The 26,660-nt window shown below is 74.5% G+C and carries 25 protein-coding genes and 1 pseudogene; 18 read left to right on the top strand and 8 right to left on the bottom strand.

Going from position 1 to position 26,660, the window contains the following annotated elements; translation table 11 throughout:
* Position 1 precedes the first annotated feature (1 nt).
* The 13 genes from ACSNOB_RS12550 to ACSNOB_RS12490 all read left to right on the top strand — a co-directional run bounded on the left by ACSNOB_RS12550 (position 2) and on the right by ACSNOB_RS12490 (position 12,618).
* On the top strand, positions 2-268 hold the full coding sequence (locus ACSNOB_RS12550; protein WP_436686819.1) for an acyl carrier protein: 267 nt from the start codon (positions 2-4) through the stop codon (positions 266-268).
* Positions 268-513, top strand: coding sequence for an acyl carrier protein (locus ACSNOB_RS12545; protein ID WP_436686818.1), 246 nt, complete (start codon positions 268-270; stop codon positions 511-513). The genes ACSNOB_RS12550 and ACSNOB_RS12545 overlap by 1 nt, the downstream gene beginning before the upstream one ends.
* Complete coding sequence (locus ACSNOB_RS12540; protein WP_436686817.1) at positions 506-1,588, top strand: beta-ketoacyl-[acyl-carrier-protein] synthase family protein; 1,083 nt, start codon at positions 506-508, stop codon at positions 1,586-1,588. The genes ACSNOB_RS12545 and ACSNOB_RS12540 overlap by 8 nt, the downstream gene beginning before the upstream one ends.
* Positions 1,585-2,175 (top strand): beta-ketoacyl synthase chain length factor, encoded by a 591-nt coding sequence (locus tag ACSNOB_RS12535; RefSeq protein ID WP_436686816.1) that lies wholly within the window; start codon positions 1,585-1,587, stop codon positions 2,173-2,175. The genes ACSNOB_RS12540 and ACSNOB_RS12535 overlap by 4 nt, the downstream gene beginning before the upstream one ends.
* Positions 2,172-3,788, top strand: a complete 1,617-nt coding sequence (locus tag ACSNOB_RS12530; protein ID WP_436686815.1) for a class I adenylate-forming enzyme family protein — start codon at positions 2,172-2,174, stop codon at positions 3,786-3,788. Before ACSNOB_RS12535 ends, ACSNOB_RS12530 begins: the two co-directional genes overlap by 4 nt.
* Positions 3,785-5,023: a beta-ketoacyl-[acyl-carrier-protein] synthase family protein gene (locus ACSNOB_RS12525; protein ID WP_436686814.1), complete on the top strand. Its 1,239-nt coding sequence runs from the start codon at positions 3,785-3,787 to the stop codon at positions 5,021-5,023. The genes ACSNOB_RS12530 and ACSNOB_RS12525 overlap by 4 nt, the downstream gene beginning before the upstream one ends.
* 71 nt (positions 5,024-5,094) lie before the next feature.
* Positions 5,095-6,207 carry a 4-hydroxyphenylpyruvate dioxygenase gene (gene hppD / locus ACSNOB_RS12520; RefSeq protein WP_436686813.1) on the top strand — a complete coding sequence of 371 codons (1,113 nt, stop codon included), beginning with the start codon at positions 5,095-5,097 and terminating at the stop codon, positions 6,205-6,207.
* Positions 6,204-7,133: a phytanoyl-CoA dioxygenase family protein gene (locus tag ACSNOB_RS12515; RefSeq protein ID WP_436686812.1), complete on the top strand. Its 930-nt coding sequence runs from the start codon at positions 6,204-6,206 to the stop codon at positions 7,131-7,133. Before hppD ends, ACSNOB_RS12515 begins: the two co-directional genes overlap by 4 nt.
* Position 7,134: 1 nt before the next feature.
* Positions 7,135-7,932, top strand: coding sequence for a DUF3050 domain-containing protein (locus ACSNOB_RS12510; RefSeq protein WP_436686811.1), 798 nt, complete (start codon positions 7,135-7,137; stop codon positions 7,930-7,932).
* Positions 7,929-8,900 carry a thiamine pyrophosphate-dependent dehydrogenase E1 component subunit alpha gene (locus ACSNOB_RS12505; RefSeq protein WP_436686810.1) on the top strand — a complete coding sequence of 324 codons (972 nt, stop codon included), beginning with the start codon at positions 7,929-7,931 and terminating at the stop codon, positions 8,898-8,900. The genes ACSNOB_RS12510 and ACSNOB_RS12505 overlap by 4 nt, the downstream gene beginning before the upstream one ends.
* Positions 8,901-9,872: an alpha-ketoacid dehydrogenase subunit beta gene (locus tag ACSNOB_RS12500; RefSeq protein ID WP_436686809.1), complete on the top strand. Its 972-nt coding sequence runs from the start codon at positions 8,901-8,903 to the stop codon at positions 9,870-9,872.
* 1 nt (position 9,873) lies between these two features.
* Positions 9,874-11,232 carry a hypothetical protein gene (locus tag ACSNOB_RS12495; protein WP_436686808.1) on the top strand — a complete coding sequence of 453 codons (1,359 nt, stop codon included), beginning with the start codon at positions 9,874-9,876 and terminating at the stop codon, positions 11,230-11,232.
* A gap of 156 nt (positions 11,233-11,388) precedes the next feature.
* Complete coding sequence (locus tag ACSNOB_RS12490) at positions 11,389-12,618, top strand: hypothetical protein (protein ID WP_436686807.1); 1,230 nt, start codon at positions 11,389-11,391, stop codon at positions 12,616-12,618.
* A gap of 167 nt (positions 12,619-12,785) precedes the next feature.
* Here the strand turns inward: ACSNOB_RS12490 and ACSNOB_RS12485 are convergent, their stop codons facing one another.
* Both ACSNOB_RS12485 and ACSNOB_RS12480 read right to left on the bottom strand, forming a co-directional pair.
* Positions 12,786-13,433: a LuxR C-terminal-related transcriptional regulator gene (locus tag ACSNOB_RS12485; protein ID WP_436686806.1), complete on the bottom strand. Its 648-nt coding sequence runs from the start codon at positions 13,431-13,433 to the stop codon at positions 12,786-12,788.
* Entirely contained in the window at positions 13,397-15,322 is a 1,926-nt protein-coding gene (locus tag ACSNOB_RS12480) for a sensor histidine kinase (RefSeq protein ID WP_436686805.1), read from the bottom strand. Before ACSNOB_RS12480 ends, ACSNOB_RS12485 begins: the two co-directional genes overlap by 37 nt.
* A gap of 131 nt (positions 15,323-15,453) precedes the next feature.
* On the opposite strand from ACSNOB_RS12480, the pseudogene ACSNOB_RS12475 reads away from it, so the two are divergent.
* Positions 15,454-16,110, top strand: a pseudogene (locus tag ACSNOB_RS12475) (ABC transporter ATP-binding protein); the annotation flags it as partial.
* Between the two features lie 74 nt (positions 16,111-16,184).
* Positions 16,185-16,928 carry an ABC transporter permease gene (locus ACSNOB_RS12470; protein WP_436686804.1) on the top strand — a complete coding sequence of 248 codons (744 nt, stop codon included), beginning with the start codon at positions 16,185-16,187 and terminating at the stop codon, positions 16,926-16,928.
* 68 nt (positions 16,929-16,996) lie between these two features.
* Here the strand turns inward: ACSNOB_RS12470 and ACSNOB_RS12465 are convergent, their stop codons facing one another.
* From ACSNOB_RS12465 to ACSNOB_RS12455, 3 genes are all read right to left on the bottom strand, one after another.
* Positions 16,997-18,220 (bottom strand): phospholipase D-like domain-containing protein, encoded by a 1,224-nt coding sequence (locus tag ACSNOB_RS12465; protein ID WP_436686803.1) that lies wholly within the window; start codon positions 18,218-18,220, stop codon positions 16,997-16,999.
* 139 nt (positions 18,221-18,359) lie between these two features.
* Positions 18,360-19,058, bottom strand: coding sequence for an SGNH/GDSL hydrolase family protein (locus ACSNOB_RS12460; protein ID WP_436686802.1), 699 nt, complete (start codon positions 19,056-19,058; stop codon positions 18,360-18,362).
* 9 nt (positions 19,059-19,067) lie between these two features.
* Positions 19,068-20,039, bottom strand: coding sequence for an exo-alpha-sialidase (locus ACSNOB_RS12455; protein WP_436686801.1), 972 nt, complete (start codon positions 20,037-20,039; stop codon positions 19,068-19,070).
* Between the two features lie 186 nt (positions 20,040-20,225).
* On the opposite strand from ACSNOB_RS12455, the gene ACSNOB_RS12450 reads away from it, so the two are divergent.
* Together ACSNOB_RS12450 and ACSNOB_RS12445 are read left to right on the top strand one after the other, a co-directional pair.
* The gene (locus ACSNOB_RS12450; protein WP_436686800.1) at positions 20,226-21,224 is read left to right on the top strand and encodes a trypsin-like serine protease; all 999 of its coding nucleotides are present in this window, start codon (positions 20,226-20,228) and stop codon (positions 21,222-21,224) included.
* 68 nt (positions 21,225-21,292) lie between these two features.
* Positions 21,293-21,763 (top strand): dethiobiotin synthetase, encoded by a 471-nt coding sequence (locus ACSNOB_RS12445; RefSeq protein WP_436686799.1) that lies wholly within the window; start codon positions 21,293-21,295, stop codon positions 21,761-21,763.
* A gap of 25 nt (positions 21,764-21,788) precedes the next feature.
* Here ACSNOB_RS12445 and ACSNOB_RS12440 read toward each other — a convergent pair whose 3' ends face one another.
* Genes ACSNOB_RS12440 through ACSNOB_RS12430 form a run of 3 tightly spaced genes read right to left on the bottom strand, consistent with a single transcriptional unit; the run spans position 21,789 to position 25,027 of the window.
* Positions 21,789-22,190 (bottom strand): MmcQ/YjbR family DNA-binding protein, encoded by a 402-nt coding sequence (locus tag ACSNOB_RS12440; protein ID WP_436686798.1) that lies wholly within the window; start codon positions 22,188-22,190, stop codon positions 21,789-21,791.
* Between the two features lie 9 nt (positions 22,191-22,199).
* The gene (locus tag ACSNOB_RS12435) at positions 22,200-23,435 is read right to left on the bottom strand and encodes an MFS transporter (RefSeq protein ID WP_436686797.1); all 1,236 of its coding nucleotides are present in this window, start codon (positions 23,433-23,435) and stop codon (positions 22,200-22,202) included.
* Complete coding sequence (locus ACSNOB_RS12430; protein ID WP_436686796.1) at positions 23,432-25,027, bottom strand: class I adenylate-forming enzyme family protein; 1,596 nt, start codon at positions 25,025-25,027, stop codon at positions 23,432-23,434. The genes ACSNOB_RS12435 and ACSNOB_RS12430 overlap by 4 nt, the downstream gene beginning before the upstream one ends.
* A 314-nt stretch (positions 25,028-25,341) precedes the next feature.
* Here ACSNOB_RS12430 and ACSNOB_RS12425 point away from each other — a divergent pair, with 314 nt between their 5' ends.
* Entirely contained in the window at positions 25,342-26,619 is a 1,278-nt protein-coding gene (locus ACSNOB_RS12425; RefSeq protein ID WP_436686843.1) for an SGNH/GDSL hydrolase family protein, read from the top strand.
* Positions 26,620-26,660 lie beyond the last annotated feature (41 nt).

The following is a 26,660-nucleotide window of genomic DNA, read 5'->3' as shown; positions in this document are numbered from 1 at the left end:
CATGCGAGCCGAGATCCGCGCCTTCGTCGTCGAGCAGCTCGAGGACATGAACTACGACGTCGAGGACATCGACGACGACACCACCCTCGGGCCGTCCGGGGTGGACCTGGAGTCGTTGGCCCTCGCCGACCTGGCCGTGCGGGTGGAGGACCGCTACGGCCTGAAGTTCGCCGACGACGAGTCGGAGAAGCTGGCCCTGATGACGGTCGGCGAGTTCACCACGATGGTCGCCGACCGGGTCGCCGGGGCGACGAGCGACAACTCCTGATGGCCGGTCAGCCCGACCTGGGGCGAGCTGACCTGGTGACGATGCTCGCCGAACTCACGCAGAAGCCGGCCGCCGAGGTCGGCGACCGGATCGGCTCGATCGAGCTGGCCTGGCTGGTCCACCTCGTGGAGCAGCGCTACGAGCGGCAGCTCGACCTCACCGACGACCAGCTCGCCGGGATCCGCACCGTCGACGACGCCCTGGCGGTCTTCCGGACCGCCCTGACCGCCGCCGCCGATGGCTGAGCCGGTGGCCGTCCAGCTCACCGGCGTCCACGCGACCAGCGCGCTCGGCAGGGGCGCCGACGCGCAGCTCGCCGGCGTGCTGGCCGGGACGCCCGCGTTCCGGCCGGTGGACCGCTTCGACACGGCGCCGCGCCGGGTCGACGCCGCCGCCACCCTGCCCGATGTCGGCGACCTGGCCGACGAGCTGGCCGAGGCCGTCGACGCCGCCTGCCGGGCCGCCGGGCTCGACGCCGGCCGCCGGGCGGGCACCGCTCTGCTGCTGGCCGTGCACGGCGGCGCCGGCGTGCCGGCGCTCACCACCGCCCTGGCCGCCCGGACCGGGCTGACCGGCCCGACCCGGGCGTACACCACCGCCTGCGTCTCGGCGAGCAGCGCGGTGGCCGACGCCGCCACGCTGATCCGCCGCGGCGACGTCGACCGGGCGGTGGTCGCCGCCGGCTACCTCGTCGAGCCCGACCAGTACGCGCTGTTCGACGCCGGCCGTGCCCTCGCCACCGACGGCGCGGTGCGCCCGTTCAGCGCCGGGCGCACCGGGCTGCTGCTCGGCGACGGGATCGCCGCGGTGGTGCTCGAATCCGCGGCCGTCGCCCGGACGCCGGTCGCCGACCTGCTCGGCTGGGGCCGCGCCGGGGACGCGTTCCACCCCTGCCAGCCCGAACCCGGCGGTCGCGGCCTGGCCCGCGCGGTCACCGCGGCGCTGCGCCGGGCCGGCCTCGCGCCGGAGGCGATCGGGTACGTCAACGCCAACGCCACCGGCACCGGCTACAGCGACGCCTCCGAGGCGGCGGCGCTGGGCGTCGCGCTCGGCGCGGCGGCGCGGCGGACCCCGATCAGCTCCACCAAGGCGCTGCACGGGCACGCCCTGGAGGCGTCCGGGCTGCTGGAACTGGTGGTCACCGTGCTCGCCCTGCGGCACGGGAAGCTGCCCGTCAACGCCGGCTGGCTCGGCCCCGACCCGGCCTGCCCGCTCGACGTCATCCGCGACGCGCCCCGGCCGGCCGCCACCGGGTACGCGCTGAGCCTCAACGCCGCCTTCGGCGGCGCGAACACCGCCCTGCTGGTGGGTGCGGCATGAGCGGGGTCGACGGCCCGCGCGCGGCCCGCGACGCGGTGGCGCCCGCCGCCGCTGGCCGCACCGTGCTGGCCGAGGCGGCCTGGCCCGAACCGGGCGACGCCGCGCCGCCGCCCGTGCCCGGATTCGTGCACTCCAGCTTCCCGCCGCTGGTCGCGGCGGTCGCCGAGCGCTGCCTGAGCCGGGCGTACGGCGAGCGGCCGGCGCCCGACGGGCAGCGCACCGCCGTCGTGCTGGTCAGCGCGGCCGGGGACCGGGCCAGCGCGGCGCACGTGCGGGCCACGGTCGCCGCCGGCGGCCGGCCCGGACCGCTGTTCTTCTTCCAGTCGGTGCCCAACAGCGTGGCCGGGCACGTGGCCGCCCGCTGGGGGCTGGGCGGGCCGGTGGTCTGCCTCGCGCCGACGGGCGACCCGCGCGACGAGGGGATCGCGGAGGTCGACCTGCTGCTGCACGACGGCGACGCCGACGAGGCGTTGCTGGTCCTGATCGAACAGGCGCCGGACGACGGCGGTGCGCGGGAGCCGGGCGCCGACGGCGCGACCGGCACCCGGGCCGTCGCGGTGCTGCTGGGGGGAGGAGACACACCATGAGGAGCAGGGGACTACGGGGGGTGCTGGCCGCCGACGAGCGGATCGGCGCCGGCAACGTGCTGGCCCGGGTGCTGGCGCACGGCGCCGACCCGGACGGGCCGGGGCTCACCTTCGACACCGCCGTGGACGGCCACCCGGCCGAGCGGCCGCTCACGCTGGGCCGGCTCGACGAGCGGGTCGCCGCCCGCGCGGCGTGGCTGCACGAGCGGGGCGTCAAGCCGCGCGACCCGGTCGCCGTCTGGGCCACCGCCGCCGCCGACATGGTGCTCAGCTTCCTCGCGCTGACCCGACTCGGCGCGGTCCCCGCGCTGATGAACGGCAAGCTGCGCCCGGAGATCGCCGCCGAGTACATCCGCCGGCTGCGCGGCGTCGGGGTGCTCGCCGACGACGCGCACACCGCGCTGCTGGCCGGGCACGACCTCGGCGTGCCGGTGATCGGCACCCCCGCCGAGGCGGGCACGGGCGACCCGGCCGCCGCGCCGGCGCACTACCGGCACCACGCCGACGACCCGGTCGTCATCACCCACACCTCCGGCACCACCGGCGTGCCCAAGGCGGTGCTGCACTCGCACGCGAGCCTCTTCGCCGCCACCCGGCACCTGCTCACCATGCCGCAGGCGCAGGGCACCCGCCGCATCCTCAACGCGCTGCCCGCCCCGCACACCGCCACCGTGCTCATGGTCAACCAGGCCCTCGGCAACTCCGCGGAGATGTTCCTGCTGTCCGAGCAGGGCGGCGAGCGGGTGCTGGACGCGATCCAGCGCTGGCGCCCCGACGGGGTGTTCGGCTTCTCCGTGACCTGGGCGGAGCTGGCCCGCTTCGACCTGTCCGCGTACGACCTGGACTCGGTGTCGCTGTGGTTCAACACCGGCGACTGCTCGCACGAGCCGCACGTGCGCCGGCTGGTCGCGGTCGGCTCCCGCGACACCGTCACCCGCGACGGCGTGGTGCGGGTGCCCGGCTCGGTCTTCATCGACGGGCTCGGCTCCAGCGAGATGGGGCACTCGATGTTCCACATCACCCACCGCGCCGACACCGACCGGTACGGCCGCTGCATCGGCCGCCCCTACCAGTTCGCCCGCGTCGCGGTGCTCGACGCCGAGGGCGAGCCGGTGCCGACCGGCGAGGTGGGCTGGCTGGGCGTCGACTCGCCGTCGCTGTTCCGGGGCTACTGGAACGACTCGGTCACCACCCACCGGTTCCGCCAGCGCGGCTGGTACCTCACCGGGGACCTGGTGTACGCCGACGCGCAGGGCCGCTACTACCACATGGACCGGGCCGTCGACTCCGTCGACGCGGGCGACGGCCGGCGGTTCTACACCGCCCTGTCGGAGGAGCGGATCCTCGCCTCCTGCCCGGACGTCACCGACTGCACCGTGGTGATCGTCGCCGAGGCCGGCCGGGTGGTCACCGACGTGCTGCTGGAACTCGCCGCCGGCGCCGACGACGCCGAGGACCGCACCGAGCGGGTCCGGGCGGCGCTCGGGGAGGACGTCGGTGCGACCCTGCGCCGGGTGGTGCCGGTCCGCCCCGCGGACATCCCGGTCACCGTCACCGGCAAGGTACGCAAGGTCGCCCTGCGGGAGCGCTATCTCACCGAGTCGCCGTCGTGACCGCCGTCATCACCGGGATGGGGCTGTTCACGCCCGTCGGGCGGGGCGTCGAGGCGACGTTCGACGCGCTCTGCGCGGGGCGGTCCGGGCTGAGCCGGCCACCGGCCGGGCACCCCGCCGCGCAGTCGCTGGAGGTCGCCGGCCTGCTCCCGGAGATCGACCCGCGCACCGTCGCCTCCGGGCCGGAGACCCGGGTGCTGGACCGGATCGTGGTGCTCGCCCTGCTCACCGCCGCCGACGCGCTCGCCGACGCCGGCATCGCGGTGGGCCGGGACGTCGACCCGGGCCGGATCGGGGTCATCGTCGGCGGGGTCGGCGGGATGGCCACCCTGGAGGCGCAGGTGCTGGCACGGGCCGAGCGGGGCCGCGCGGCGGTCAGCCCGTACCTGCTCACCGGCATCCTGCCGAACATGCCGGCGGCGCGGATCGCCATCCGGCACGGCATCCGCGGCTACACCTCCTCGGTCGGCACCGCCTGCGCCTCCGGGGCCCAGTCGGTGGCCGACGCGGTCCGGCTGATCCGGGCCGGGGAGGCCGACGTGGTGCTCTGCGGGGCCAGCGAGGCGCCGCTGTTCCCGACGTTCGCCGACACCTTCGGCAACGCCCGGGCGCTGGCGAGGGGCTGGGACGACCCGACGGCGGCGAGCCGGCCGTTCGACGCCCGCCGCAACGGGTTCGTCCTCGCCGAGGGCGCGGCCCTGCTGGTGCTGGAACGCGCCGAGCACGCCGCCGCCCGCGGCGTCACCGGCTACGCCGAGGTCGCCGGGTACGGGGCGACCACCGACGCGTACCACCCGACCGCCCCGCGCCCCGACGGCGCCGGCGCGGCGGAGTGCATGCGGCGCGCGCTGGCCAGCGGCGGCGTGCCCGCCGCCCGGGTCGGCTACGTCAACGCGCACGGCACCGGCACGAAGCTCGGCGACATCGCCGAGACCACCGCCCTGGCCGAGGTGTTCGGCGTCGGCGGCGTGCCGGTCAGCTCCACCAAGGCGCTCACCGGCCACCTGCTCGGCGCCTCCGGGGTGCTGGAGACGGCGGCCACCGCGCTGGCGCTCGGCCGGGGCCTGCTCCCGCCGACGCACAACCTCGACGACCCGGACCCGGCGTGCCCGGCGGACCACATCCGCAAGGAGCCGCGGGAGACACGGGCCGGATACGCAATGACCAACTCCTTCGGCTTCGGCGGCCAGAACGTGAGCCTGCTGCTCGCACGGGCAGCGCGGCCGAGGGCCTGAGACACGCTCCACCCCGGGCGGTGCGCGCCCGGGCGGCAGACCACGGGGGACCCGTGGAAAGGGCTGAGGACATGGACATCCGTGGAATAGACCACATCGAACTCTACGTGGGGGACGCCCGGCAGGCGGCCTTCTACTTCGGCCGGGCGGTCGGCTTCCACCTCTGCGGCCAGGGCGGGCCCGAGACCGGGCTGGCCGACCAGCGGTCGCTGCTGCTGCGCCACGCCGACATCCGGATGGTGCTGACCTCCGGGCTCACCGCCGAGCATCCCGCGTCCCGGTACGTGCAGCGGCACGGCGACGGCATCGCCGTGGTCGCGCTGGAGGTCGACGACGCCGCCGCCGCGTACGCCGAGCTGGTGCGCCGCGGGGCGGCGGGGGTGACGCCACCGACCACCCACACCGGCGCGGACGCCGAGGTGGTGACCGCCGAGGTGGGCGGCTTCGGCGACGTGCTGCACCGCCTGGTGTCCCGGCGCGGCGACCGGGGCGACTTCCTGCCCGGGGCGGTCGAGATGACGCCCCCGGCCGGCGGCAGCGACGACAAGCTGCTCGCCGAGATCGACCACCTGGCGGTCTGCGTGCCGCCGGGCCAGCTCGACGAGACCGTCCGGCACTACCGGGAGGTGTTCGGGTTCGCGGAGATCTTCGAGGAGCACATCGAGGTCGCCGGGCAGGCGATGAACTCGAAGGTGGTGCAGAGCCCCTCGGGGCGGGTCACCCTGGTGCTGCTGGAGCCGGACCGCAGCCGCCGGCCGGGGCAGATCGACGCCTTCCTCGACCAGCACGCCGGTGCCGGGGTGCAGCACCTCGGGCTGCGCACCGACGACATCGTCACCGCCGTCGGCGCGCTCGCCGAGCGGGGGGTGCGCTTCGCCGGCACCCCCCGCAGCTACTACGACGCCCTGGAGGCGCGGGTCGGCCGGGTGGACGCGCCGCTGGAGCGGCTGCGCGACCTCGGTGTGCTGGTCGACCGCGACCACGGCGGGCAACTGCTGCAGATCTTCACCGAGTCCATGCACGTGCGCCGCACGCTCTTCCTGGAGCTGATCGAGCGGCGCGGGGCGCGGACGTTCGGCAGCGGCAACATCAAGGCGCTCTACGAGGCCAAGGAACGGGAACTGGCCGCGGCGGGGGCGATCCCCGCCGTCGCGGCCGCGACACCGCAGGAGGTGCGGGCGTGACCACGACCGAGTTCGAGCCGACACTGACCGCCGAGGAGGAGGCGCTGCTCCCGTCCGACGAGGACGTCGCCTTCTACGCCGAGCACGGCTGGTACCTGTCGAAGAAACTGCTCACCGACGACGAGGTGGACGCCCTCACGGCGGCCGCCGACCGCTACTACGACGGCGAGCGGGACCGCCGCCTGCCGGTGCGCCCGCCGAAGCTCGCCTACTGGGAGCCGTCGAAGGGCGCGGTGCAACGGCACAACGACTACGTCCACCACGAGCACGACGGGCTGGGGGCGATCCTGCGCAAGCCGCTGATCGGCGCGGTCGCGGCCCGGCTCGCGCGGGCCACCGAGATCCGCGTCTTCCAGTCCACGTTGATCTACAAGCCGCCGATCTCCGGCGAACCGTCCAACATCGTGCCCTGGCACTTCGACAAGCACTACTGGGCGTCCTCGTCGTCGGAGAACATGCTCACCGCGTTCATCCCGTTCCACGACTGCGGCGAGGAGATGGGCACCATCACCATGGTCGACGGCTCGCACCGCTGGAAGGAGATCGGCGCCGACGACACGGTGGTGCGCCACTTCGCCGAGCGCGACCGCGACCAGTTGGAGGAGATGCTCGCCGAGAACGCGGCCCACAACGGCGCCCAGATCCGCAAGGTGCCGATGGTGATCCCCAAGGGGCACATGAGCTTCCACCACTGCCGCACCTACCACGGCAGCGGCGCCAACGTCAGCGGCCGCCCGCGCCGGGCGATCTCGCTGCACCTGCAGGACGGCGACAACGCCTGGCGGGAGTTCCCCCTCTCCGACGGCACGCTCGCCGCGTACAACCACGACGTGCTCGTGCGCCGCACCCCCGACGGGCGGCCGGACTACGCCGACCCCGAGTACTGCCCGGTCATCTGGCGCCACCGCGCCCCGCAGGGAGGCTGACATGTCACGCTACGACTGGGGTAGGACCCACCCGGGCATCGAGCGGCTGGAGCAGGCGGTGACCGACCGCCGCGACGTGGTGGTCCGGCACCCGCTCTACGCCAACCTCGACACCCACGAGGCGCTGGTCACCTTCATGGAGCACCACGTCTTCGCCGTCTGGGACTTCATGTCCCTGCTGAAGTCGTTGCAGCGGCAGCTCACCTGCGTCACCGTGCCGTGGATCCCGACCGGGCCGACCGGCAGCCGCCGCCTGATCAACGACATCGTGATGGTGGAGGAGAGCGACGAGCTGGGCGACGGCTACCTCAGCCACTTCGAGCTGTACGTGCGGGGCATGCGGGAGGCCGGCGCCGACACCACGGCCGTGGACAAGCTGGTCGACCTGCTGCGGGCGGGCCGGCCCGTGGCCGAGGCGCTGGTCGACGCGGGCGTGCCCGCGCCGTCCGCGGCGTTCGCCGCCACCACCTGGCGGATCATCGAAAGCACCCCGGTGCACTGCCAGGCCGCGGCCTTCGCCTTCGGCCGGGAGGACCTGATCCCGGACATGTTCACCCAGGTCGTCGCCGTCAACGAGCGCAGCCGCAAGCTGCACACGTTCGTCGACTACCTGGAGCGGCACATCGAGGTCGACGGCGAGCAGCACACCCCGATGGCGATGCAGATGCTCGCCGACCTGTGCGGCGACGACGACACCAAGTGGCAGGAGTGCGCGGACACCGTCAACGCCGCGCTCGCCGCCCGGGCGAAGCTCTGGGACGACATCCTCGCCGCCGTCAAGGAGGGACGCGACCGGTGACCGACGCCGACCCGGTCCGGCTCTACCGGACGGTACGGCTGATCCGCCGGTTCGAGGAGCGGGCCATCGAGCTGGTCCGCTCCGGGCACATCGTCGGCGGCATCCACCCGTACCTGGGACAGGAGGGGATCGCCGCCGGGGTGTGCGCCGCGCTGGGCGCCGGTGACGTGGTCGCCGGCACCCACCGGGGGCACGGGCACGTGCTCGCCAAGGGCGCCGACCCGGCGCGGATGCTCGCCGAGCTGTGCGGCCGGGTCACCGGCCTCAACGCCGGCCGGGGCGGCTCGATGCACGCCGCCGACTTCGGTGTCGGCGTGCTCGGCGCCAACGCCATCGTCGGCGCGTCCGGGGCGATCATCACCGGCGCGGTGTGGGCGCGCCGCCGCCGCGGCGACGACGTCGTGGGGGTGAGCTTCTTCGGCGACGGCGCGGTCAACGAGGGGATGCTGCTGGAGGCGTTCAACCTGGCCGCGCTGTGGCGGGTGCCGGTGCTGTTCGTCTGCGAGAACAACGGCTACGCCACCACCATGCCCGTCGCGGGCGCGGTCGCCGGCAGCATCCCCGGCCGCGCCGCCGCGTTCGGCATCCCGGCCGCCGTCGTCGACGGCCAGGACCCGGAGGCGGTACGCGCCGCCGCGGCGGCCGCCGTCGACCGGATGCGCGCCGGCGGCGGCCCCGAGCTGATCGAGGCCCGCACCTACCGGTTCGACGCCCACCACACCTTCGAGCACGCGGTACGCCTCGACTACCGCCCGCCCGACGAGGTGGCCCGGGGCCGGGCCCGGGACCCGGTCGACATCCAGGGCGGGCGGCTCTCCCCCGACCAGCGGGCGGAGGTCGACGCCGAGGTCGAAGCCACCCTGGCGGCGGCCGTCGAGTTCGCCCTCGCCGGCGCCGAGCCGGATCCGGCCGACGCCCTGGCGCACCTGTACGCCAGCGGCCTGACCGCCCGCACCGGAGGTGGGTAGATGCCCAGACTGTCCTACCGCAAGGCGCTCACCCGGGCCCTCGCCGACGAACTGGCCCGCGACGAGTCGGTGTTCCTGCTCGGCGAGGACATCCGGGTGGCCGCCTCGAACGTCACGGCCGGGCTGTTCAAGCGGTTCGGCCCGGAGCGGGTGCTCGACACCCCGCTGTCGGAGCAGGCGTTCACCAGCTTCGCCACGGGGGCCGCCCTCGCCGGGATGCGGCCCGTGGTCGAGTTCCAGATCCCGTCGCTGCTGTTCCTGGTCTTCGAGCAGATCGTCAACCACGCGCACAAGTTCCCGCTGATGACCGGCGGGCAGTGCGCGGCGCCCGTCACCTACCTGGTGCCGGGCTCCGGCTCCCGGACGGGCTGGGCGGGGCAGCACTCCGACCACCCGTACAGCCTCTTCGCCCACGTCGGGGTGACCACGGTGGTGCCGGCCACCCCCGCCGACGCCTACGGGCTGCTGGTGTCGGCGGTGCGCTGCGACGACCCGGTGGTGGTCTTCGCCCCGGCCGGGGCGCTGGACGTCCGCGACGACGTCGACTTCGCCGCGCTCGCGCCGGTGCCGCTGGGCCGGGGCCGGGTGCACCGCTTCGGCGACGACGTGACCGTGGTGGCGGTCGGGCACCTGGTGCACGACGCCCTCGCCGTCGCCGAGGAGGTGGCCGACCAGGTGTCGGTGGAGGTGTTCGACCCGCGCACGCTGTACCCGTTCGACTGGGACGGGCTCGCCGAGTCCGTGGCGCGCACCGGTCGGCTGGTGGTGGTGGACGACTCCAACCGCTCCTGCGGTATCGCCGGGGAGATCATCGCGACCATGGTCGAGCGGGTGCGGCTGGTCGCGCCGCCGCGCCGGGTCACCCGCCCCGACGGCGCGGTGCTGCCGTTCGCCCCGGCGCTGGACCGGGCCGTGCAGCCGAGCCGCGAGCAACTCCTGGCCGCCATCCAACACGTCATGAAGGACGGTTGAAGTGATCGACGCCGACTACCGCTGGCCCTCCGCCGCGCAGGCGTGGCTCGACCTGCCCGCGCCGGTGCGCGCCGAGATGGTGGCCGCCGGGGCCGAGTCCTGGCGGGACATCTTCGACGGGCGCGCCACGTACAACAAGCAGTGGCGGCTGGCCCGGCCGCCGGTGATGGACGAGACCTCGCTCGGCGTGCTCAACGCCGTCTCCGACCGCCTCGCCCAGCTCATCTTCGAGGCGTGCCGGCGGCGGGCCGGCACGGCGGGCGAGCTGCGCCGGCTGCTGAACGTGCCCGACGGCGAGACCCGGCTGCTGGACGACGCCGAGCCGCTGACCGAGGCGCTGCTGGACGCGTTCCGCCCGGACGTGCTGCTCTCCGACGGGGTGCCCCGGTTCGTGGAGTACAACATCGACAGCAGCCTCGGCGGGGCGTTCGACGCGGACACCACGGTGCGCCGCTTCGTCGACGTCTACCGGCGGCGCGGCCTCACCGACCGGATCCGCCTGTCGGCGGCCCCGTCGGCCGTGGACCAGCGGTTCGCCGCGATCCGTGCCGGGCTCGGCCTGCCCGACGGGGCCCGGGTCGCCATGCTGATCGACTTCGACGCCGAGTACCCCGGCCTGGACGACCCGCAGCGCTTCTTCCGGCTGCTGTCGCCGGTGGTCGAGCGGGCCGCCGCGTCCGGCCTGGAGCTGGTCATCGCGCCGGTCTCCCAGGTGACGCTGGACGACCGGCAGCGGCTGGTCGCCGGTGGCGCCCCGGTCGACGGGGTGTTCCGCCTCTTCGTGCCCAACCGGGTCACCCCGAGCGCCGGGGTGGACGCCCTGGAGGCGGGGCTGGCGGCGGGGACGGTGCCGATGTGGGTGTCGGCGGCGGCGTGGCTGATCGCCAACAAGCGGGCCTTCGCCTGGCTCTGGGAGGACGCCGACGCGCTGGCGCCGCCGGACCGGGACCTCATCCAGCGGTACGTGCCGCGGACGTGGTCGCTGACGGCGGATCTGCTCGACCGGGCGGTGGCCGACCGGCGCGACCTGGTGGCCAAGCCGGCCGACGGCTCCGCCGGGGTGGACGTGCTGATCGGCCGGGAGACCGACGCCGACGCGTGGCGCGACGGGCTGACCCGGGCCGTCGAGCGGGGCGGGTTCATCCTCCAGGAGTACGTGCGGGCCGACGACGTTCCGCTGGACTTCGTGCACATCGAGACCGGCGAGACGGTCAGCGCCGAGGTGCCGTACAGCATCGCCCCGTACCTGTTCGGCCGCCGGCCGGCGGGTGCCTGCATCCGCACCGGCTTCCCCGGCTGCGACGCGGTGCTCAACCTGGCCCGCGGCGTCCTCCTCTCCGGCCTCCTGGTGGTCGACTGACGCGGCGTGCGGGTGCTGGCGGGGCGGCGGTTCGGCCGCCCCGCCGGTGACCGGGCGAGGGGTGCGGGCGGATCCCGCACGCCTCGCCGGTAGGACGTTTGCAAGAGTCGATGCGAACGGTTTGGATGGGATCCTCGACCACTGAAGGAGTCCGCCATGAGTCTTGGTCGTCGGTGGCTGTCGCGAACGGGCGCGGTGCTGCTCGTCCTCGCCGGGCTGGCCGTCCCCGCCGGTCCCGCTCCGGCGGCGGGTGCGGATCCGAGGTTCACGTTCGACCTGACCGGTACGACGATGCCGTTGGGGGTCACGAAGAAGCGGGTCCACCTCAGACTCACCAACCTGACCGACAGGACGCCGAGTCAGGTGATCTTCTACGTCCGCCCCGGCGAGGCGGACTGGCCGGACAGGATCTCCCTGATGTGGCCGGAGGGCGGTGGCTCCGGCGAGTGCGACGGCGACGCCTGGGGTTGGTACTGCCGGATCGAGTCGAGCGTCCTTCCGGAGTTGCTGCCGGCAGCCGGCGAGACGGTGGACCTTCCCATCGACATCCACGTCCAGGGAGACCAGCCCTACGAAGGCAGGTTCTCCGTCGAGGCCGGCATGGCCTGGGGCGACGAACCGATGGAGACCAGCGCCCGCAGATGGTTCACGCTCAGGGTGGTCGACGACCCCGTGGCGGACCTGTCGGTGGTGGCGCCGGACGTGAAGCAGTCGGTGCGGGTCGGCGCGGGCGGCCGGCTCGAACCCACCGGGACGTTGCAGCCGGGTGAGACGGGCGCGCTGCGGTACCGGATCGTCAACCAGGGCCGGAAGGCGGTCGGCGGCGTCAAGGTCACGCTGCGCCTGCCCGAGGCGGTGGAGTTCACCCGACCGCCGAAGGAGTGCGCGGTCGCCGACGACGGGCGGTCGGCGGTCTGCACCTACGACACGCTCGCGCTCGTACCGGTCGGCCAGGACACCGACCCGACCGACGGCAGCCACTCCGCCGTCGAGCTGCACGACCTGGTGACGGTGGCGGCCTCCAGCAAGGCACCCGTCACGTTGGCGGGCGGGACGGTGCAGGTCGAGGGCCTGGCCGAGCGGACGGATGCCCGCTCCGGCCTGAAGCGCACCGAGCTGCCGGCGAACGCCGTCGCCGTGCCGGCGGCCGACGTGGACGACAGCGACAACCGGGACGGGTTCGCGGTCCTGGTGGCCGCGCGCGGCAGTGCCGGCGGCGACGACGGCGGTGGTGGCGGCGGCGGGGGCGAGCTGCCGATCACCGGGCCGCGGGCCGGACTGGTCGCGGGAACCGGTCTCGCCCTGGTGGCGGGCGGCGCAATCGTGCTGCTCCTCGCCCGGCGCCGCCGCGTGGTCGCACCGCGCGGCGGGACGCCTGCTGCCTGATTCGTTCCCCACCGCTGCGGGGGGCACGCCGGGCGTCACGACCGCGTGATCGACGCCGGGCCGGGCATCACCCGCCGCACGGAGAAGGGCCTCGACCGGCTGACCCTCCACGAGGCTGCACCGCTGTCGCGCGCGGGTCGGGGCGCGACGATCGCGCCTCCGCCGGGTCAGGCGTCGTTGAGGTAGGTGAGGACGGCGAGGACGCGCCGGTTGTCGTCGGCGGACGGGGGGAGGCGCAGCTTGTCGAAGATGCTCGCGGTGTGCTTGCCCACGGCGCTCTCGCTGAGGAACAGCCGCTGCGAGATGGCGGCGTTGGACCGGCCCTGGGCCATGAGTTCCAGCACGTCGCGTTCGCGCGGCGTGAGGCGGGCCAGGGGTGAGGCCGTGCCGCCGGCCGTCAGCAGCTTGGCGATCACCTCGGGGTCCATCGCGGTGCCGCCCGACGCGACCCGGCGGACGGCGTCGATGAACTGGTCGGCGTTGAGGACACGGTCCTTGAGCAGGTAGCCGACCGCGCCGGCCCCGTCGGCCAACAGTTCCCGGGCGTAGAGCTGCTCGACGTGCTGGGACAGCACCAGCACCGGGAGACCGGGGATCTCGCGCCGGGCGGCCAGCGCCGCCTGCAGGCCCTCGTCGGTGAAGGTCGGCGGCAGCCGTACGTCGACGACGGCCACGTCGGGGCGGTGCCTGGTCAGGGCGGCGCGCAGTGCCGGCCCGTCGCCGACTGCCTCGGCGAGGGTGAAGCCGTGGCTCTCCAGGAGCAGGACCAGTCCATCCCTCAGGATGTGGAGGTCCTCGGCGAGGACGACGCGCACGGGATCTCCATGGTGACGACGGTGGGTCCGCCGGGCGGACTGTGCAGGCTCATGGCCCCGTCGAATGTAGCGAGCCGCCGTTGGATGCCGCGCAGCCCGGTGCCCCTGGCCGGGTCGGCCCCACCGGGACCGTCGTCGGTCACGACCATCCGGAGCACCCCGTCGCGGTGCGACACCGACACCGAGATGTGGGCGGCGCAGCGGGCCGCGTTGGTGAGGGCCTCGCAGGTGACGAAGTAGGCGGCCGACTCGACCGGCGCCTCGAACCGGCCCGGCAGGTCGACGTCCACGTCCACCGGCAGCGGGGTGTCGAGCGCGATCGCCCGGATCGCGTCGCCGAGTCCGCGTTCGGCCAGCACCGGCGGATGGATGCCGCGGACGAGGTCGCGCAGCTCGGCCAGCGCGGCGGCGGACGTCTCCTGCGCCTGTTCCAGCAGCCGTCGCGCCCGCGCCGGGTCGGTCTCCATGAGCTGTGCGACGGCGGCCAGGCTGAGCCCGACGGCGATGAGCCGGGCCTGGGCGCCGTCGTGCAGGTCACGTTCGATGCGGCGCAGCTCGGCCGCCTGCACGCCGACGGCGTCGGCCCGGGTCGTGGCGAGGTGCGCGACCCGCGAGGCGAGCACGGTGGCCGCCGTGGGGGTGAGCAGGAGCTGGTCCCACCACAGCCGCAGCCTCATCACTGGGCCGGCCAGGCCGAGCCCGAGCAACGTCATGACCAGCCCGACGGGCATGCTCGCCCAGTCCGGGAACCACGGCGCGACGAGGCCGACATGCTCGATGCCGAACCACAGGTAGAACGGGGTGACCCAGTGTCCGGTGGACAGGCCGATCGGCACCGCCCAGCCCGCCCACGTCAGGGGCTGGCAGAACAGGGCGTAGAACCCGAAGCCGACCAGGACCCCCGGGACGAACGAGAGCGGGGCCAGGACGACCGCGCCCAGCGACCACAGCTGGTCCCGCCAGGTGGCCGGGTCGCCGAGCAGCCACCGGGGCCGCTGACCCTGGACGGCCGCCACGACATCGGTGTACAGGACCCGCCCGACCCGGTAGTTGCCGTCCTCGCCCGGACTGGGCGGCGGCGGATACGGCCGGTACGGTGCGGGCAGGTCGGAGCCCGTCCACCGGCTGACGCGGCGCCGGTAGAGCGCCACCAGTGACCGCGTGACCGGCAGGGTGTACGGCAGCAGCCCGCCCCACGACACGGCGGCGGCGAGCAGGTTGAGCAGCAGGCCGCCGAACGCGGCGAGGGACAGCCCGGCCAGGCCGGCTCCCCGCCAGGTCGTCGCCGAGGCGCGGCTGATCCACCGGCGGAACGCCGACCGCGGCCGTTCACCGGTCCCGAGCACCGCACCGGCCCACGATCCGTACGCCCGCAGCGCGCCCGGCGCGAGCAGGAACGCGGCCACGACGGCGCCGACGGCCGCCGGCACCGACCACGCGGGAGTCCACGGGGGCGAGGCGAGCAGGAACGCGCCGGACGCGACCAGTGCGGGCGGCACCAGGAGCGGGACCGCGCCGAGGACCGGGGTGAGGATCAGCCACAGCCACTCCCGCACCATCGTCGGGTCCTTCGCGTAGTGGTCCAGCTTCAGCAGGAACGCCGGCACCCGTGGCGAGCGGTACAGCGTGTCGTCGTGGGCGTACCAGCCGTCCGCGCGCCGGTGCGGCGCGGGCGGCGGAGACCGGACGGGGTCGGGCAGGTCGACCCCACCCCATGCCCGGGCGAGTCGGCGGCCCAGCGTGGTCAACCGGAACTGCCCGGCGACGGCGAGCGGGTAGGGAACCACCAGGGTGGCGGCGAGCACGAGGAGCTGCCCGTAGGCGAACCCGGCGACGGACAGGACCACCAGGGCGGCGCAACGTGGCAGGGCGAGCGCGAAGCGGGTCACGGCCCGAGTCTTCGCTTCACCGACCGCCGCCGCACTGGGGGAGGGTACCGACCAGGGGTGGGGCTGGGTACACCCCCACCGGGTGGCTGGACCCATTCTCGGCGACCGGTGGAATTCCTAGCGTTCTCGGCATGTCAGTCATCGAGGTGAGGAACCTCCGCAAGCACTACGCCGATCAGGTGGCCGTCGCCGACGTGTCGTTGAGCGTGGACGAGGGCGAGATCTTCGGGCTCGTCGGCCCAAACGGCGCCGGCAAGACCACCACCGTGGAGTGCATCGAGGGGCTCCGGGCCCCGGACGCCGGGACGGTGCGGGTGCTGGGGCTGGACCCGCGCCGGGACCGCGCGGCGGTGCGCCGGAAGGTGGGCGTCCAACTCCAGGAGAGCCGGCTGCCGGATCGGATCAGGGTGTGGGAGGCGCTGGACCTGTACAGCTCGTTCTATCCGCACCCGGCCGACTGGCGGGAGCTGATGGACGAGCTGGGGCTGACCCCCAAGCGGAACACGGTGTTCGCGAAGCTCTCCGGCGGCCAGAAGCAGCGGCTGTCGATCGCGCTCGCGCTGGTCGGCAACCCGTCGGTGGCGATCCTCGACGAGCTGACCACGGGGCTCGACCCGCAGGCCCGGCGGGACACGTGGGAGCTGGTCCGGCAGGTCCGGGACCGTGGCGTCACGGTCGTGCTGGTGACCCACTTCATGGACGAGGCGGAGCGGCTCTGCGACCGGCTGGCGGTCATCGCGGCCGGCCGGGTCGTCACCGTCGACACTCCCCGCAACCTGATCGCCGGTGCGCGGGTGCCCGGCGTGGAACGGCCCACCCTCGAGGACGCGGTCCTCGCCCTCACCTCTGCCAGGAGCCTCTGATGGTCACCCTTTCCAAGATCATCCGCGTCGAGGCGAAACTGTTCCTCCGGGATCCGGTCGGCGCCTTCTTCGCCGTCGCGTTCCCGGCCCTGCTGATCCTGGTGCTCGGCCTGGCCATGCCGGGGTTCCGGGAGCCGGCCGACGAGCTGGACGGCCGCCTTCCCCTGGAGGCATACCTGCCCATCACCATGATGCTGGCCATCGCGACGGTCACGATGATGACGCTGTTGAACGTGGTGGGCAGCTACCGCGAGCGGGGCATCCTGCGCCGGCTGTCGACCACCCCGGTCTCGCCGACGGCGGTGCTCGTCGCGCAGGTGGCCGTGAACGTCGCCGCGCTGCTGGTCGCGTGCGGCCTGGCCTGGCTGGTGGCGGCGACCGTCTTCGACGTCCCGCCGCCCGGCAACGCGGCCGGCTTCGTGCTGGCGTTCACGCTCGGGGCGGGCGCGATGTGCGCCCTCGCGCTGCTCGTGGCGGCGGTCACGCCGAGCGCCCGGGCCTCGATGGGGATCGGTCAGCTGATCTACTTCCCGATGATGTTCTTCGCCGGGGTGTGGACGCCGGGGCCGTTGATGCCCGATCTCGTACGCCGGATCGCCGACTTCACCCCGCTGGGGGCCGCGTCCCTGGCCGTGCAGGACGCCTGGGCGGGCTCCTGGCCCACGGTGACGCACCTGGCCGTGCTGGTGGCGTTCATTGTGGTGCTGGGCGGGTTCGCCGCCCGCTGCTTCCGCTGGGAGTGATCGTGGCGGAGTGCCGCGCCGGGGGAGGGGCGGACGTCATCCCGGCGCGCCACCGCGCCGCGCGCGGCTCAGGAGCGGCACGGGAAGTTGGCCTTCGTGCAGGTCGTCCCGGAGTTGTAGGCGTCGTTGAAGTGCGTGTAGTAGGCGTCGTAGAGCGGGCGGGTGGCCCCGCTCTCCGGCGCCATCTTGACGAAGATCTCGTCGTTCTCGTTGAGGGCGTCCTGGGTCCAGTTCTGCGAGCCGGTGTAGACCCGGTACTGGTAGGCGCTGCCGTACCTGCCGTGGGCCAGGAAGAACTTGTCGTGGACCTTGGCCCGGCTGCGCAGGGAGACGCCGGCGTCGAGCAGGGCGTCGTAGACGGACCGGCTCATCGCGATGCTGCCGTCGGTGTTCGTACCGATCACCATCCAGACCCTGCACCCGGCGGCCCGGAACCGGGTGACGAGGTCGACCAGTTGCGGCCGGCCGGTGGTCACCGCCGCCATGCCCACGCGCAGCCGGCAGTCGGCGTCGGGGGTCAGGTCGTTGAGGCGGGTGACGATGGTGTCGGTCTGTCCGACGCCCTCCGGGGACGCGTACGCGTCGGCCGCGGCGGCCTGGTAGTAGCCCCGGCCGGAGGCGGAGTCGTAGTAGTCGTTGCCGCTGTAGTGCCGGCGGTTCCACATGTCGGCGAAGTTGGTGCCGAGGCCGGCGGCGAGCGCCGCGTCGCCGTAGACGGTGATGGTGTTGTTGAACGCGTCCGGGCCGGTGGCGTAGGTGAGGTTGCTGGACCCGAACCAGACGACGTTGCCGTGGGCGACGCCGTTCGGGTCGGTGGTGCGGGTGAAGGTGAACAGTTTGGTGTGCATGTCGCCGGCGGCGCTGGTGCTGATGCAGCCCCGGCCGCCGCTGCTGTTCTGGCAGAACTGGTGGTATCGCAGTTTCCTGATCGTCGCGACGGCCGGATCGGTCGAGGTCGCGTTCTTGCCGTCGACGACCACCATCACGGTGACGCCGCGGTTCTGGGCGCGCAGCAGGGCGTCGGCGACGGAGTCCACGCTGATGGAGTGCATCGCGCCCCGGATGGTGGAGCCGGCGGGCGCGGCGTCGATCAACCGCTCCAACTCGGCCAGGATGGTGTAGTCGCGGCCGGCCGTCGGATTGCTGAAGTGTGCCCACACCGGATGGCCGGCCAGGGTCGCCGTCGCGGCGGAGACGCGGCTGGTGGCTGCCGACGCCGGCGCCGTCCCCACCGCGAGCAGGACGGCGCCCGTCAGCACGCACGCCAGCGCACGGCGGACCCTGAGGCTCAACCGATCAAGCATCATGGATCGCATACTTCGGCAAGAAGTTCCATGCGTCAATGCGACGAGGGTGAGAAGTTGCAATCGCCCGTGGCGTGCGCCGGGTCCAGGCGGACGATCTCACCCGGTAGCACGTCAGGGGTGGGCGTCACCCCCGCTGGCGGGCCTGTCGACCGGTCAGGTGGGCGCCGAGGCGGCGGACGGTCTCGGCGGCGGCGACGGCGTCGCTGCGGGCGCTGCCGTGCCGGCCGTCGCTGCTGTAGATCGACGGGTCGGCGGTGAGCGGGTGGTCGGTGAGCCGCACGTGCAGGGTGCCGAGCCGCTCCGCGAGCGCCCCGGTGTGCGCGGAGAGCCGCCGCATCCGCTCGGCCAGACCGGCCCGGTGCCGCTCGGGCACCGCCGGGCTGTGCGAGACGTCGAACATGCCGACGGTGATCACGTCCGCGCCGGCGGCCCGCAACGCCCCGATCATCGCGGTCAGCTCCGCGTCGACCGCGTCGGCGTCGTACGCCGGGTGGAAGGCGTCGTTGCCGCCGCACACCACCAGCGCCAGGTCGGGCCGGAACGCCAGCGCCGGGGCGAGCTGGCGGGCGCGCACCTCGTGCGCCCGCAGCCCGCGCAGCCCCAGGTTCAGGTACGCCAGCTCGGGCCGCACGGCGCGCAGCTCGGCGGCGATCCGGTCCGCCCACTGCACGTCGGGGTAGCCGTCGACGGGCTCGCAGAGCCCCTCGGCCACGCTGTCGCCCAGGACCGCGAAGCGCCGCCACGGATGGTCGCGCAGCAGCGCCGCGCTCTCCCCGTCGCGCAGGCAGAACGGGTCCGTCGCTTCGGTCGGCGTCAATGGCATGAGCGCACGCTAGTCGACCGGGTCGTCCCCGGCCAGCGGCCCGTCGGGCAGGGCGACCTCCGCCAGGTAGACGCTCGTGCGCTCCTCGTGCGAGGAGTAGTAGCTGACCCACAGCGTCCCGTCGTGCCAGATGAGGCCGGGGTAGCCGCAGTCGCCGCCCGACGGCAGCGGGACGAGTTCGGTCAGGCGTCCCCGCCGCGGGTCGACGGCGCAGATCGCGGTCCGCACCGCGCCGTCGTGCAGGCGTACGCCCGCGACCAGGCGGCCGTCGGGGAGCCGGCGCAGGGCCGGCCCGCCCACCCGCACCCCCAGGTCGGTCCAGGCCCAGTCGCGGTACGGCGGCCGGGCCCGGCCGAGCTGCGCCGTGGCGGTCTCCCGGTCGCGCCGCAGCAGGCAGGTGGCGGTGCCGTCGGGGTCGAAGACCAGCCCGGACTCGTTCGGGTAGCCGCCGAGGAAGAGCGTCTCCAGCACCGGGTGCAGGTCGACGCCGTCGCCGCTGCGGTAGAGCCGGACGAAGCGGGGCTCCCGGGTGGCGTAGCCGACCCCGTACATCGCCCCGGCGTGCCAGGCCGCCTGCCAGACCCAGACGCCCGGCTCGCCGACCGGGGTGGGCTCGCCCCAGCGGCGGCCGTCCGCGGAGAGCCAGCTCAGGGTCCGGAACTCCTTCGGTCCCGCGCCGGTGACCGCGGCGGCGAGCAGTTGCAGCCGGCCGTCCGGCCGGACGACGAAGCGCGGGTCGCGCAGGTCCGACCCGGGGCGGGCGAGCACCGCCGCCGGGCCCCAGGAGCGGCCGTCGGGGGAGGCGAGCAGCCGGATCACCCCGTCGGCGGACAGGTGCGACGCGCCCTCCCGGAACGCGCAGAGCCAGCCGCCCGCGTGCCGGACCAGGTCGGTGAACGCGCTGTGCGGCGCGGAGTCGCCGATGCGTCGTACGGCGGTCACCTCGGCGGCCGCCGGGCGGGCGGTCGGGGACGTCGTCATGCGGGTCGACGCTAGGCGGCGCGGCCGACGCCCCGGCGGCCCACGAACGAACGGCCGGCGAACAAACGCCCCGCCCGGCACCCTTTACGTGCGCGTTGACCAGTGTGAATATGTCTACATCGATCGGCAGACAGCCGGTCCAGCCCTCCCCGGGAGGTACGCGTGAGGCTCACTCGACGTGGTGTGATGTCCGCCGTCACCGTCGCTCTCCTCGGCGCCACCGTGGCCGTGTCACCGGCCCACGCCGCGCCCGCCGTCCTGACCGCCGACCGGGCCGCCAGCCTCGCGGCGGGCCTCGGTCCCGACCGCACCGCCGGCTCCTACCTGGACGCCGCGTCGGGCCGTACCGTCGTGGCCGTCACCGACGAGCGGGCCGCCGCCACGGTCCGCGCCGCCGGCGGCGTCGCCCGCCTCGTCACCCACAGCGCCCGCGCCCTGGAGGCCGCCCAGTCCCGGGTGGACCTGGGCGTCACGGGCACCGCCCTCTGGGTGGACCCGGTCGGCAACCAGGTGGTCGTCGGCGTGGACAGCACGGTCGGCGCCGCCCAGGTGGCGCGCATCCGCGCCGCGGTGGCCGCGGCCGGCGGCACGGCCCGGATCACCCCGCTCGCCGGCACGCTGAGCATGCGGATCTCCGGCGGCGACGCCATCTACGGCGGTGGCTACCGCTGCTCGCTCGGCTTCAACGTGCGCAGCGGCAGCACCTACTACTTCCTCACCGCCGGGCACTGCACCGACGTGGTCTCCGCCTGGTACGCCAACTCGGCGCAGAGCACCAAGCTCGGCGACCGCACCGGCACCAGCTTCCCGGGCAACGACTACGGCATCGTCCGCTACACCAACACCTCGATCGCCATCGACGGCTCGGTGGGCTCGCAGGACATCACCGCCGCCGGGAACGCGTCCGTCGGCCAGCAGGTGACCCGGCGCGGGAGCACCACCGGCACCCGCAGCGGCACCGTGACCGGCCTCAACGCCACCGTCCGCTACGCCGAGGGCACCGTCCGGGGCATGATCGCCACGAACGTCTGCGCCGAGCCCGGCGACAGCGGCGGCCCGCTCTACTCGGGCAGCACCGCGCTCGGGCTGACCTCCGGCGGCAGCGGCAACTGCCGCACCGGCGGCACGACCTTCTTCCAGCCGGTCACCGAGGCGCTCAGCCGCTACGGCGTCTCCGTCTTCTGACCCGACCACCTCGTGGGTCCCCGGCGGCATCCGCCGGGGAGCCACGTCGCGTCGGGCATCATGGCGGCATGGTGCAGGTGGCGGTGTGCGGGCCGGCGACCGCGTCGCAGGCCGAGCTGGCGCACGCCCGCAGGGTGGGCGAGCTGCTTGCCGAGCGCGGCGCGACGGTGCTCTGCGGAGGTGGCGGCGGGGTGATGTCCGCCGTCGCCGCCGGCGCCCGCGCCCGCGCCGGCCTGGTCATCGGCGTACGCCCCGACGACGGCACGGCCCCCGGCCCCGCGGCGGAGGTGTCGGCCACGGTCGTCACCAACATGGGTCAGGCGCGCAACGCGATCCTGGTGTGGAGCGCCGACGCGGTGATCGCGGTCGGCGGCTCGTGGGGAACGCTCTCCGAGGTGGCCCTGGGCCTGCGGCGCGGCGGCATCCCGGTGGTGGTGCTCGACGGGTGGCGGATCGTCGGCGCCGACGGCGCGCCCGTCGCCGGCCCGCTGTACGTGTCCACCCCGGAGGAGGCGGTCTCGGCGGCGCTGCCGGGTTGACGCCGCCCGGCGAGCCGACAGCACGTCAGGCGCGATCCGCCTGCCCGGCCCGGTACGCCGCCGCGAGCCGCTTCGGCGCCCGGTCCTGCCACGCCTCGACGACCAGCTCGGCCAGCTCGTCGGCGTCGATCCGGTCCAGCCGGACGAGGACCGCCGGGTAGCCGTCGAAGTGCGGGGTGGTGAAGTAGACGGCGGGGTCGTCGGCGAGCAGCGCCTCCTTCACGCCCAGGTCCGGCACCCGCACGCCGAGGACGGGGCCGTCGGGCGCCGCCGCCCCGAGGGCGTCGAGGTCGGCGCGGCGCAGTGGACGCTCCCAGACGAACGCCCGGTCGCGGACCTTCCACGCCGGCGCCCCCTGATAGGAGGGGTGCTCGCTCGTCTCCGGCAAAGCCAGCGCGACCCGGCGTACGTCCTCCCACGTGGCCATGCCCCGACCCTACGCCTGACCCACGACGCGCGGTTGCCGCTCGGCCGGCGCGGCGGCGGGCCGGGGGCGCAGGCCGGGCAGCAGCGGCAGCAGGGTGACCACCAGGCAGAACGCGGTCATCGCCAGCAGGGCGGGGACGAGGCCGAGCGCGGTCACCGACCAGCCGCCCAGCAGCGCGCCCAGCGGCAGGCCCGCGAACGCCAGCGACCCCGCCAGCCCGATCACCCGCGTCTGCAGCTCGGCCGGCACCCGTTCGTAGATCGCGACCCCCAGCAGCGGGTTGACCGCCGCGATGCCGATGCCGGAGGCGAACGTCACCGCCAGCACCACCGCCAGCTCCTCGCTGAGCGCGAGCACCAGCAGCCGCGGCGCGCCGCTGACCGCCGCCCCGACCACGAAGGCCAGGTAGCGGGGCAGCCGGGGGCCGAACGCGGTGAACAGCAGGTTCCCCAGCAGCGCGCCCGCCGAGAACGCGCCCAGCACCAGGCCCAACCCGGCCGGGCTGCGCAGCACCTCGGCCACCCAGAGCGGGATGTAGACGGCGACGCTCGCGTTGACCACCATGTTCAGCGCCGAGATCACCAGCAGCATGGTCAGCAGCATCCGGTCGTGCCCGAGGTAGCGGAAGCCACCCGCCAGCGCGCGCAGGTAGCCCTCCGGTCGCGCCGGCGCCGCCGGGGGCGCCGGCGGCCGGACGAGGAGCCCGACCAGCAGCGCGCAGACGGCGAAGCTGGCGGCGTCGACGAGGATCGCCTGGGTCACGCCGAACCACCAGATGAGCAGCCCGCCCAGCCCCGCGCCGAGCAGGGTGACCATCCGGCCGAGCCCGTCGTAGACGGAGGTCAGCCGGATCAGCCGCACCCCGGCGGCCTCCGCGGCCGGGCGGAACATGACGTGCTTGACCCGGTCGCCGACGCCCCGCAGCGTGCCCACCACGGCGACCAGCGCCACCAGCGCGCCGAAGCCCAGCCACGGGGTGAGGGCCACCGCGACCATCAGCCCCGCGCTGCCCACGTCGGCCAGGATCGAGGTGCGCCGCAGCCCGATCCGGTCCGCCCAGGGCGTGCCGAGCGCGCCGGAGAGCAGGTAGGGCAGCGTCTCGGCGGCGGCCACCACGCCCATCTTCGCGGGGCTGCCGGTGGTCTCCAGCACCAGCCACGGGATCGCCACCACCGAGACCCGGCTGCCCAGGTTCGAGATCAGGTCGGCGGCGACCAGGACGGTCAGTTCCCGCCGGGGGGTCACGCCAGCGTGCCGATCGACGCCTCCGGGTGCTCCACCGCGCTGGGGTGGGCCTCGGCGTACCGGGCGCGCAGCGCGCGCTTGTCCACCTTGGCGGAGCGGTTGAGCGGCAGCCGGTCGACGAACTCCACCCCGCCCGGCGCCCAGGTGTCGCTGAGCGCGGTGGTGACCAGGTCGATCAGCTCCCGCGCGGTCACCGTCGCGTCGGGCGCCGGCACCACGTACGCGTACGGCAGCTCGCCGGCGACCTCGTCCGGCACGCCGATCACCGCGGCCGCGCGGACCTGCGGGTGCCCGGCCAGGACGTCCTCGATCGGGCGGGAGTAGATCGGCCAACTGCGCCGTCGGGTGAGGATCCGGTCCTGCAACCGGTCGACGAGGTAGAGGTAGCCGTCGGCGTCGACGTGCCCGATGTCGCGGGTGCGGACCCAGCCGTCGACCAGCGTCTCGGCGGTCAGCTCGGGCTGGCCGTGGTAGCCGGCGAAGCGCAGGTCGGTGTGCACCCACACCTCGCCGTTCTCGCCGGGCGGCAGCACGGTGCCGTCCTCGGCGCGGATCTCGACGCGCACGTCGCCGTACGGCCGGCCGCAGGAGCGCAGCCGCTCCGGGTGCTCCGGGTCGTCGGTCAACCCCGGCAGGGCGGTGATCACGACGGCCTCGCTGAGGCCGTACACGATGCGCAGCACCGGGCCGAAGCGGGCGATCGCCTGGCGCAGCCGGGCGGGGGCGGCGGGCCCGGCACCCACGTTGAACATGAACATGGCGGAGAAGTCCGCGCCGTCCAGCGCCGGGTGGTCGAGCACCTCGTAGAGCATCGGTGGGGTGACGAAGGTGGAGTTGATCCGTTCCCGCGAGACGGTGTCGATGAACCGGGCCGGGTCCCAGCCGTCGCGGGGGAAGAGCACGCCGCCGGTGAAGAGGTTGAACAGCGTGGTGATCTGGCCGCTGGCCAGCCACATCGGCGAGTGCGACAGGTGCCGCAGCAGGGGGTACCCGGCGGCGCGGAAGTCGGCGGCCAGGGCGAGGATCTGCGCGTAGAAGCTCTCCCGGTGGTGCACCAGCTTCGGGGTGCCGGTGGTGCCGCTGGTCTGCAGGAAGGACTCCGGCACCGGCGTCTCCGCCGGCAGGTCGTCCCCGTCCGCGCGGCCCGCGCCGGCGGTGAGGTCCGGGCCCGCGCCGCCCGGCCCGAGGCAGAAGACCGGCACGCCGGGCAGCCCGGCGGCCAGCTCCGGACCCAGGCTCGCCGGGTCGCGGGCGTCGTAGACGAAGGCGTCGGGGCGGGCCAGCCGGACGAACTCGGCCACCTCGCGCCGGGAGGTGACCGGCGCGATCCACATCGTCCGGCAGCCCAGCAGGTGCAGGGCGAGCTGCACCAGCGGCCCCTCCACCGGGTTGCCGAGCGCGACCAGCACCGCGGCCCCCGGCCGTACGCCGTGCCCGTGCAGCGTCGCGGCCAGCCGGCGCACCTCGGCGGCGACGTCGGCGTAGCTGAGCCGGCGCCCGCCGCCGACCAGCGCCTCCCGGTCGCCGAAGCCGGCGAACAGCTCCAGCGCCCGGTGCACGTAGCCGGCCCGTCGCTCCGGTCCGTCAGTCATCCGGCGGCCCCCCATCGGCGGAGAAATCGGCGTCCTCCGGGCATCCCCCGGGGACGGCGCGGCAGGTGGGCGCGCGCCTGCGCGACCGCACCGCCGCCGTCCGTGAGCGTAGGCACCACCGGCCGTCACGGGACAGAGCCCGAACGGCGTTCCGGCCGGACCGGAGGGCATTTGATCACGTCGATCAGGTTGATTGACGCCTGTAAAACGGGGCGGCTAGGTTTCTGGACCATCGTCCAGGCGGTGCCGTCAGTGGACGGCCCTGGGCTGCCAACGATGGAGGTTCAATGTCGACCCCGAAGAGATGGCATGTCATCGCGTCCGCGGCCACGTTGCTGGTCGCGGGCACCCCGGCGGTGGTGGCCAGCGCCGGCCCGTCGGACGCCGAGGCGGCCCGCCACCAGCGGGCGGTCTGGGCGGGCAGCTGGGCGGCCGCGGTCACCCGGGGCAACGCGACCGGCCTGACCAACAACGGCCTGAACAACCAGAGCGTCCGGATGGTCGTGCACACCAGCGTGGGCGGGCCGCAGTTCCGGGTGCGACTGAGCAACATGTACGGCGAGCAGGCCGTCCGGGTCGGCCGCGCCACCGTGGCGAAGCCGAACACCGCGACCCCCGACGACCTGTCCGACATCGACACCTCGACCCTACGGGAGCTGACCTTCGGCGGGGCCACCGCGGCCACCATGAACCGCGGCGGCGAGCTGCTCAGCGACCCCGTCGCCCTGCCCGTCGGCGACCAGCAGGACCTGGTGCTCACCGTGCACTTCCCGACCCCGACCGGGCCGGTGACCTTCCACGGCCAGTCCCGGCAGACCAACTTCATCGGCGCCAGCGACCTCACCTCCGCCGCCGACGGCGCCGGGTTCACCATCCGGCCGAACTGCTGCTGGTTCTTCCTGTCCGGCATCGACGTGCAGCGCAAGCACAGCCCCGGCTCGGTGGTGGTCTTCGGCGACTCGATCGCCGACGGCAACGGCAGCACCGTCAACGCCAACAGGCGCTGGCCGGACCTGCTCGCCGACCGGCTCATCGACGCCCGTCCCGACGTGCGCACCCCGGGCGTGCTCAACCTCAGCCTGGCCGGCAACCGGCTCAACCACGAGGGCACCGAGGCCGGCGCGGGCGGCTTCCCCGGCTACCACGAGCTCGGCCCCAACGCCCTGGCCCGCCTCGACGAGGACGTCTTCGCGCAGACCGACGCCCGGACCGTGATCACCCACCTGGGCATCAACGACATCTGGATGTCGGGCGACTCCGCCGAGAGCGTCATCGCCTCGCTGCGGCAGGTCAACCAGCAGGTGAAGGCGCGCGGCCTGCGCAGCCTCGTGTCGACGCTGACCCCGTACGAGGGGCACGGCAACCCGGGGGTGTGGACGCCCGAGAAGGAGGCCACCCGGCAGGCGGTGAACGCGTGGCTGCGCGGCAGCGACGAGTTCGACGGTCTGCTCGACTTCGACCGGGTGCTGCGCGACCCGGCCCAGCCGAGCCGGCTGCTGCCCGCGTACGACTCGGGTGACCACATCCACCCGAACGACGCCGGCAACCAGGCGATGGCCGACGCCGTACCGCTACGGCTGCTCGGCCTGTGACATCCGGCGCGGGCGGCTTCCCCGGCTACCACGAGCTCGGC

This window comes from Micromonospora sp. URMC 106, from assembly GCF_051386395.1.
Classification (GTDB): Bacteria; Actinomycetota; Actinomycetes; order Mycobacteriales; family Micromonosporaceae; genus Micromonospora.
The sequence above is the reverse complement of the archived record's forward strand: the minus strand, read 5'-3'. Positions and strand labels throughout refer to the sequence as shown.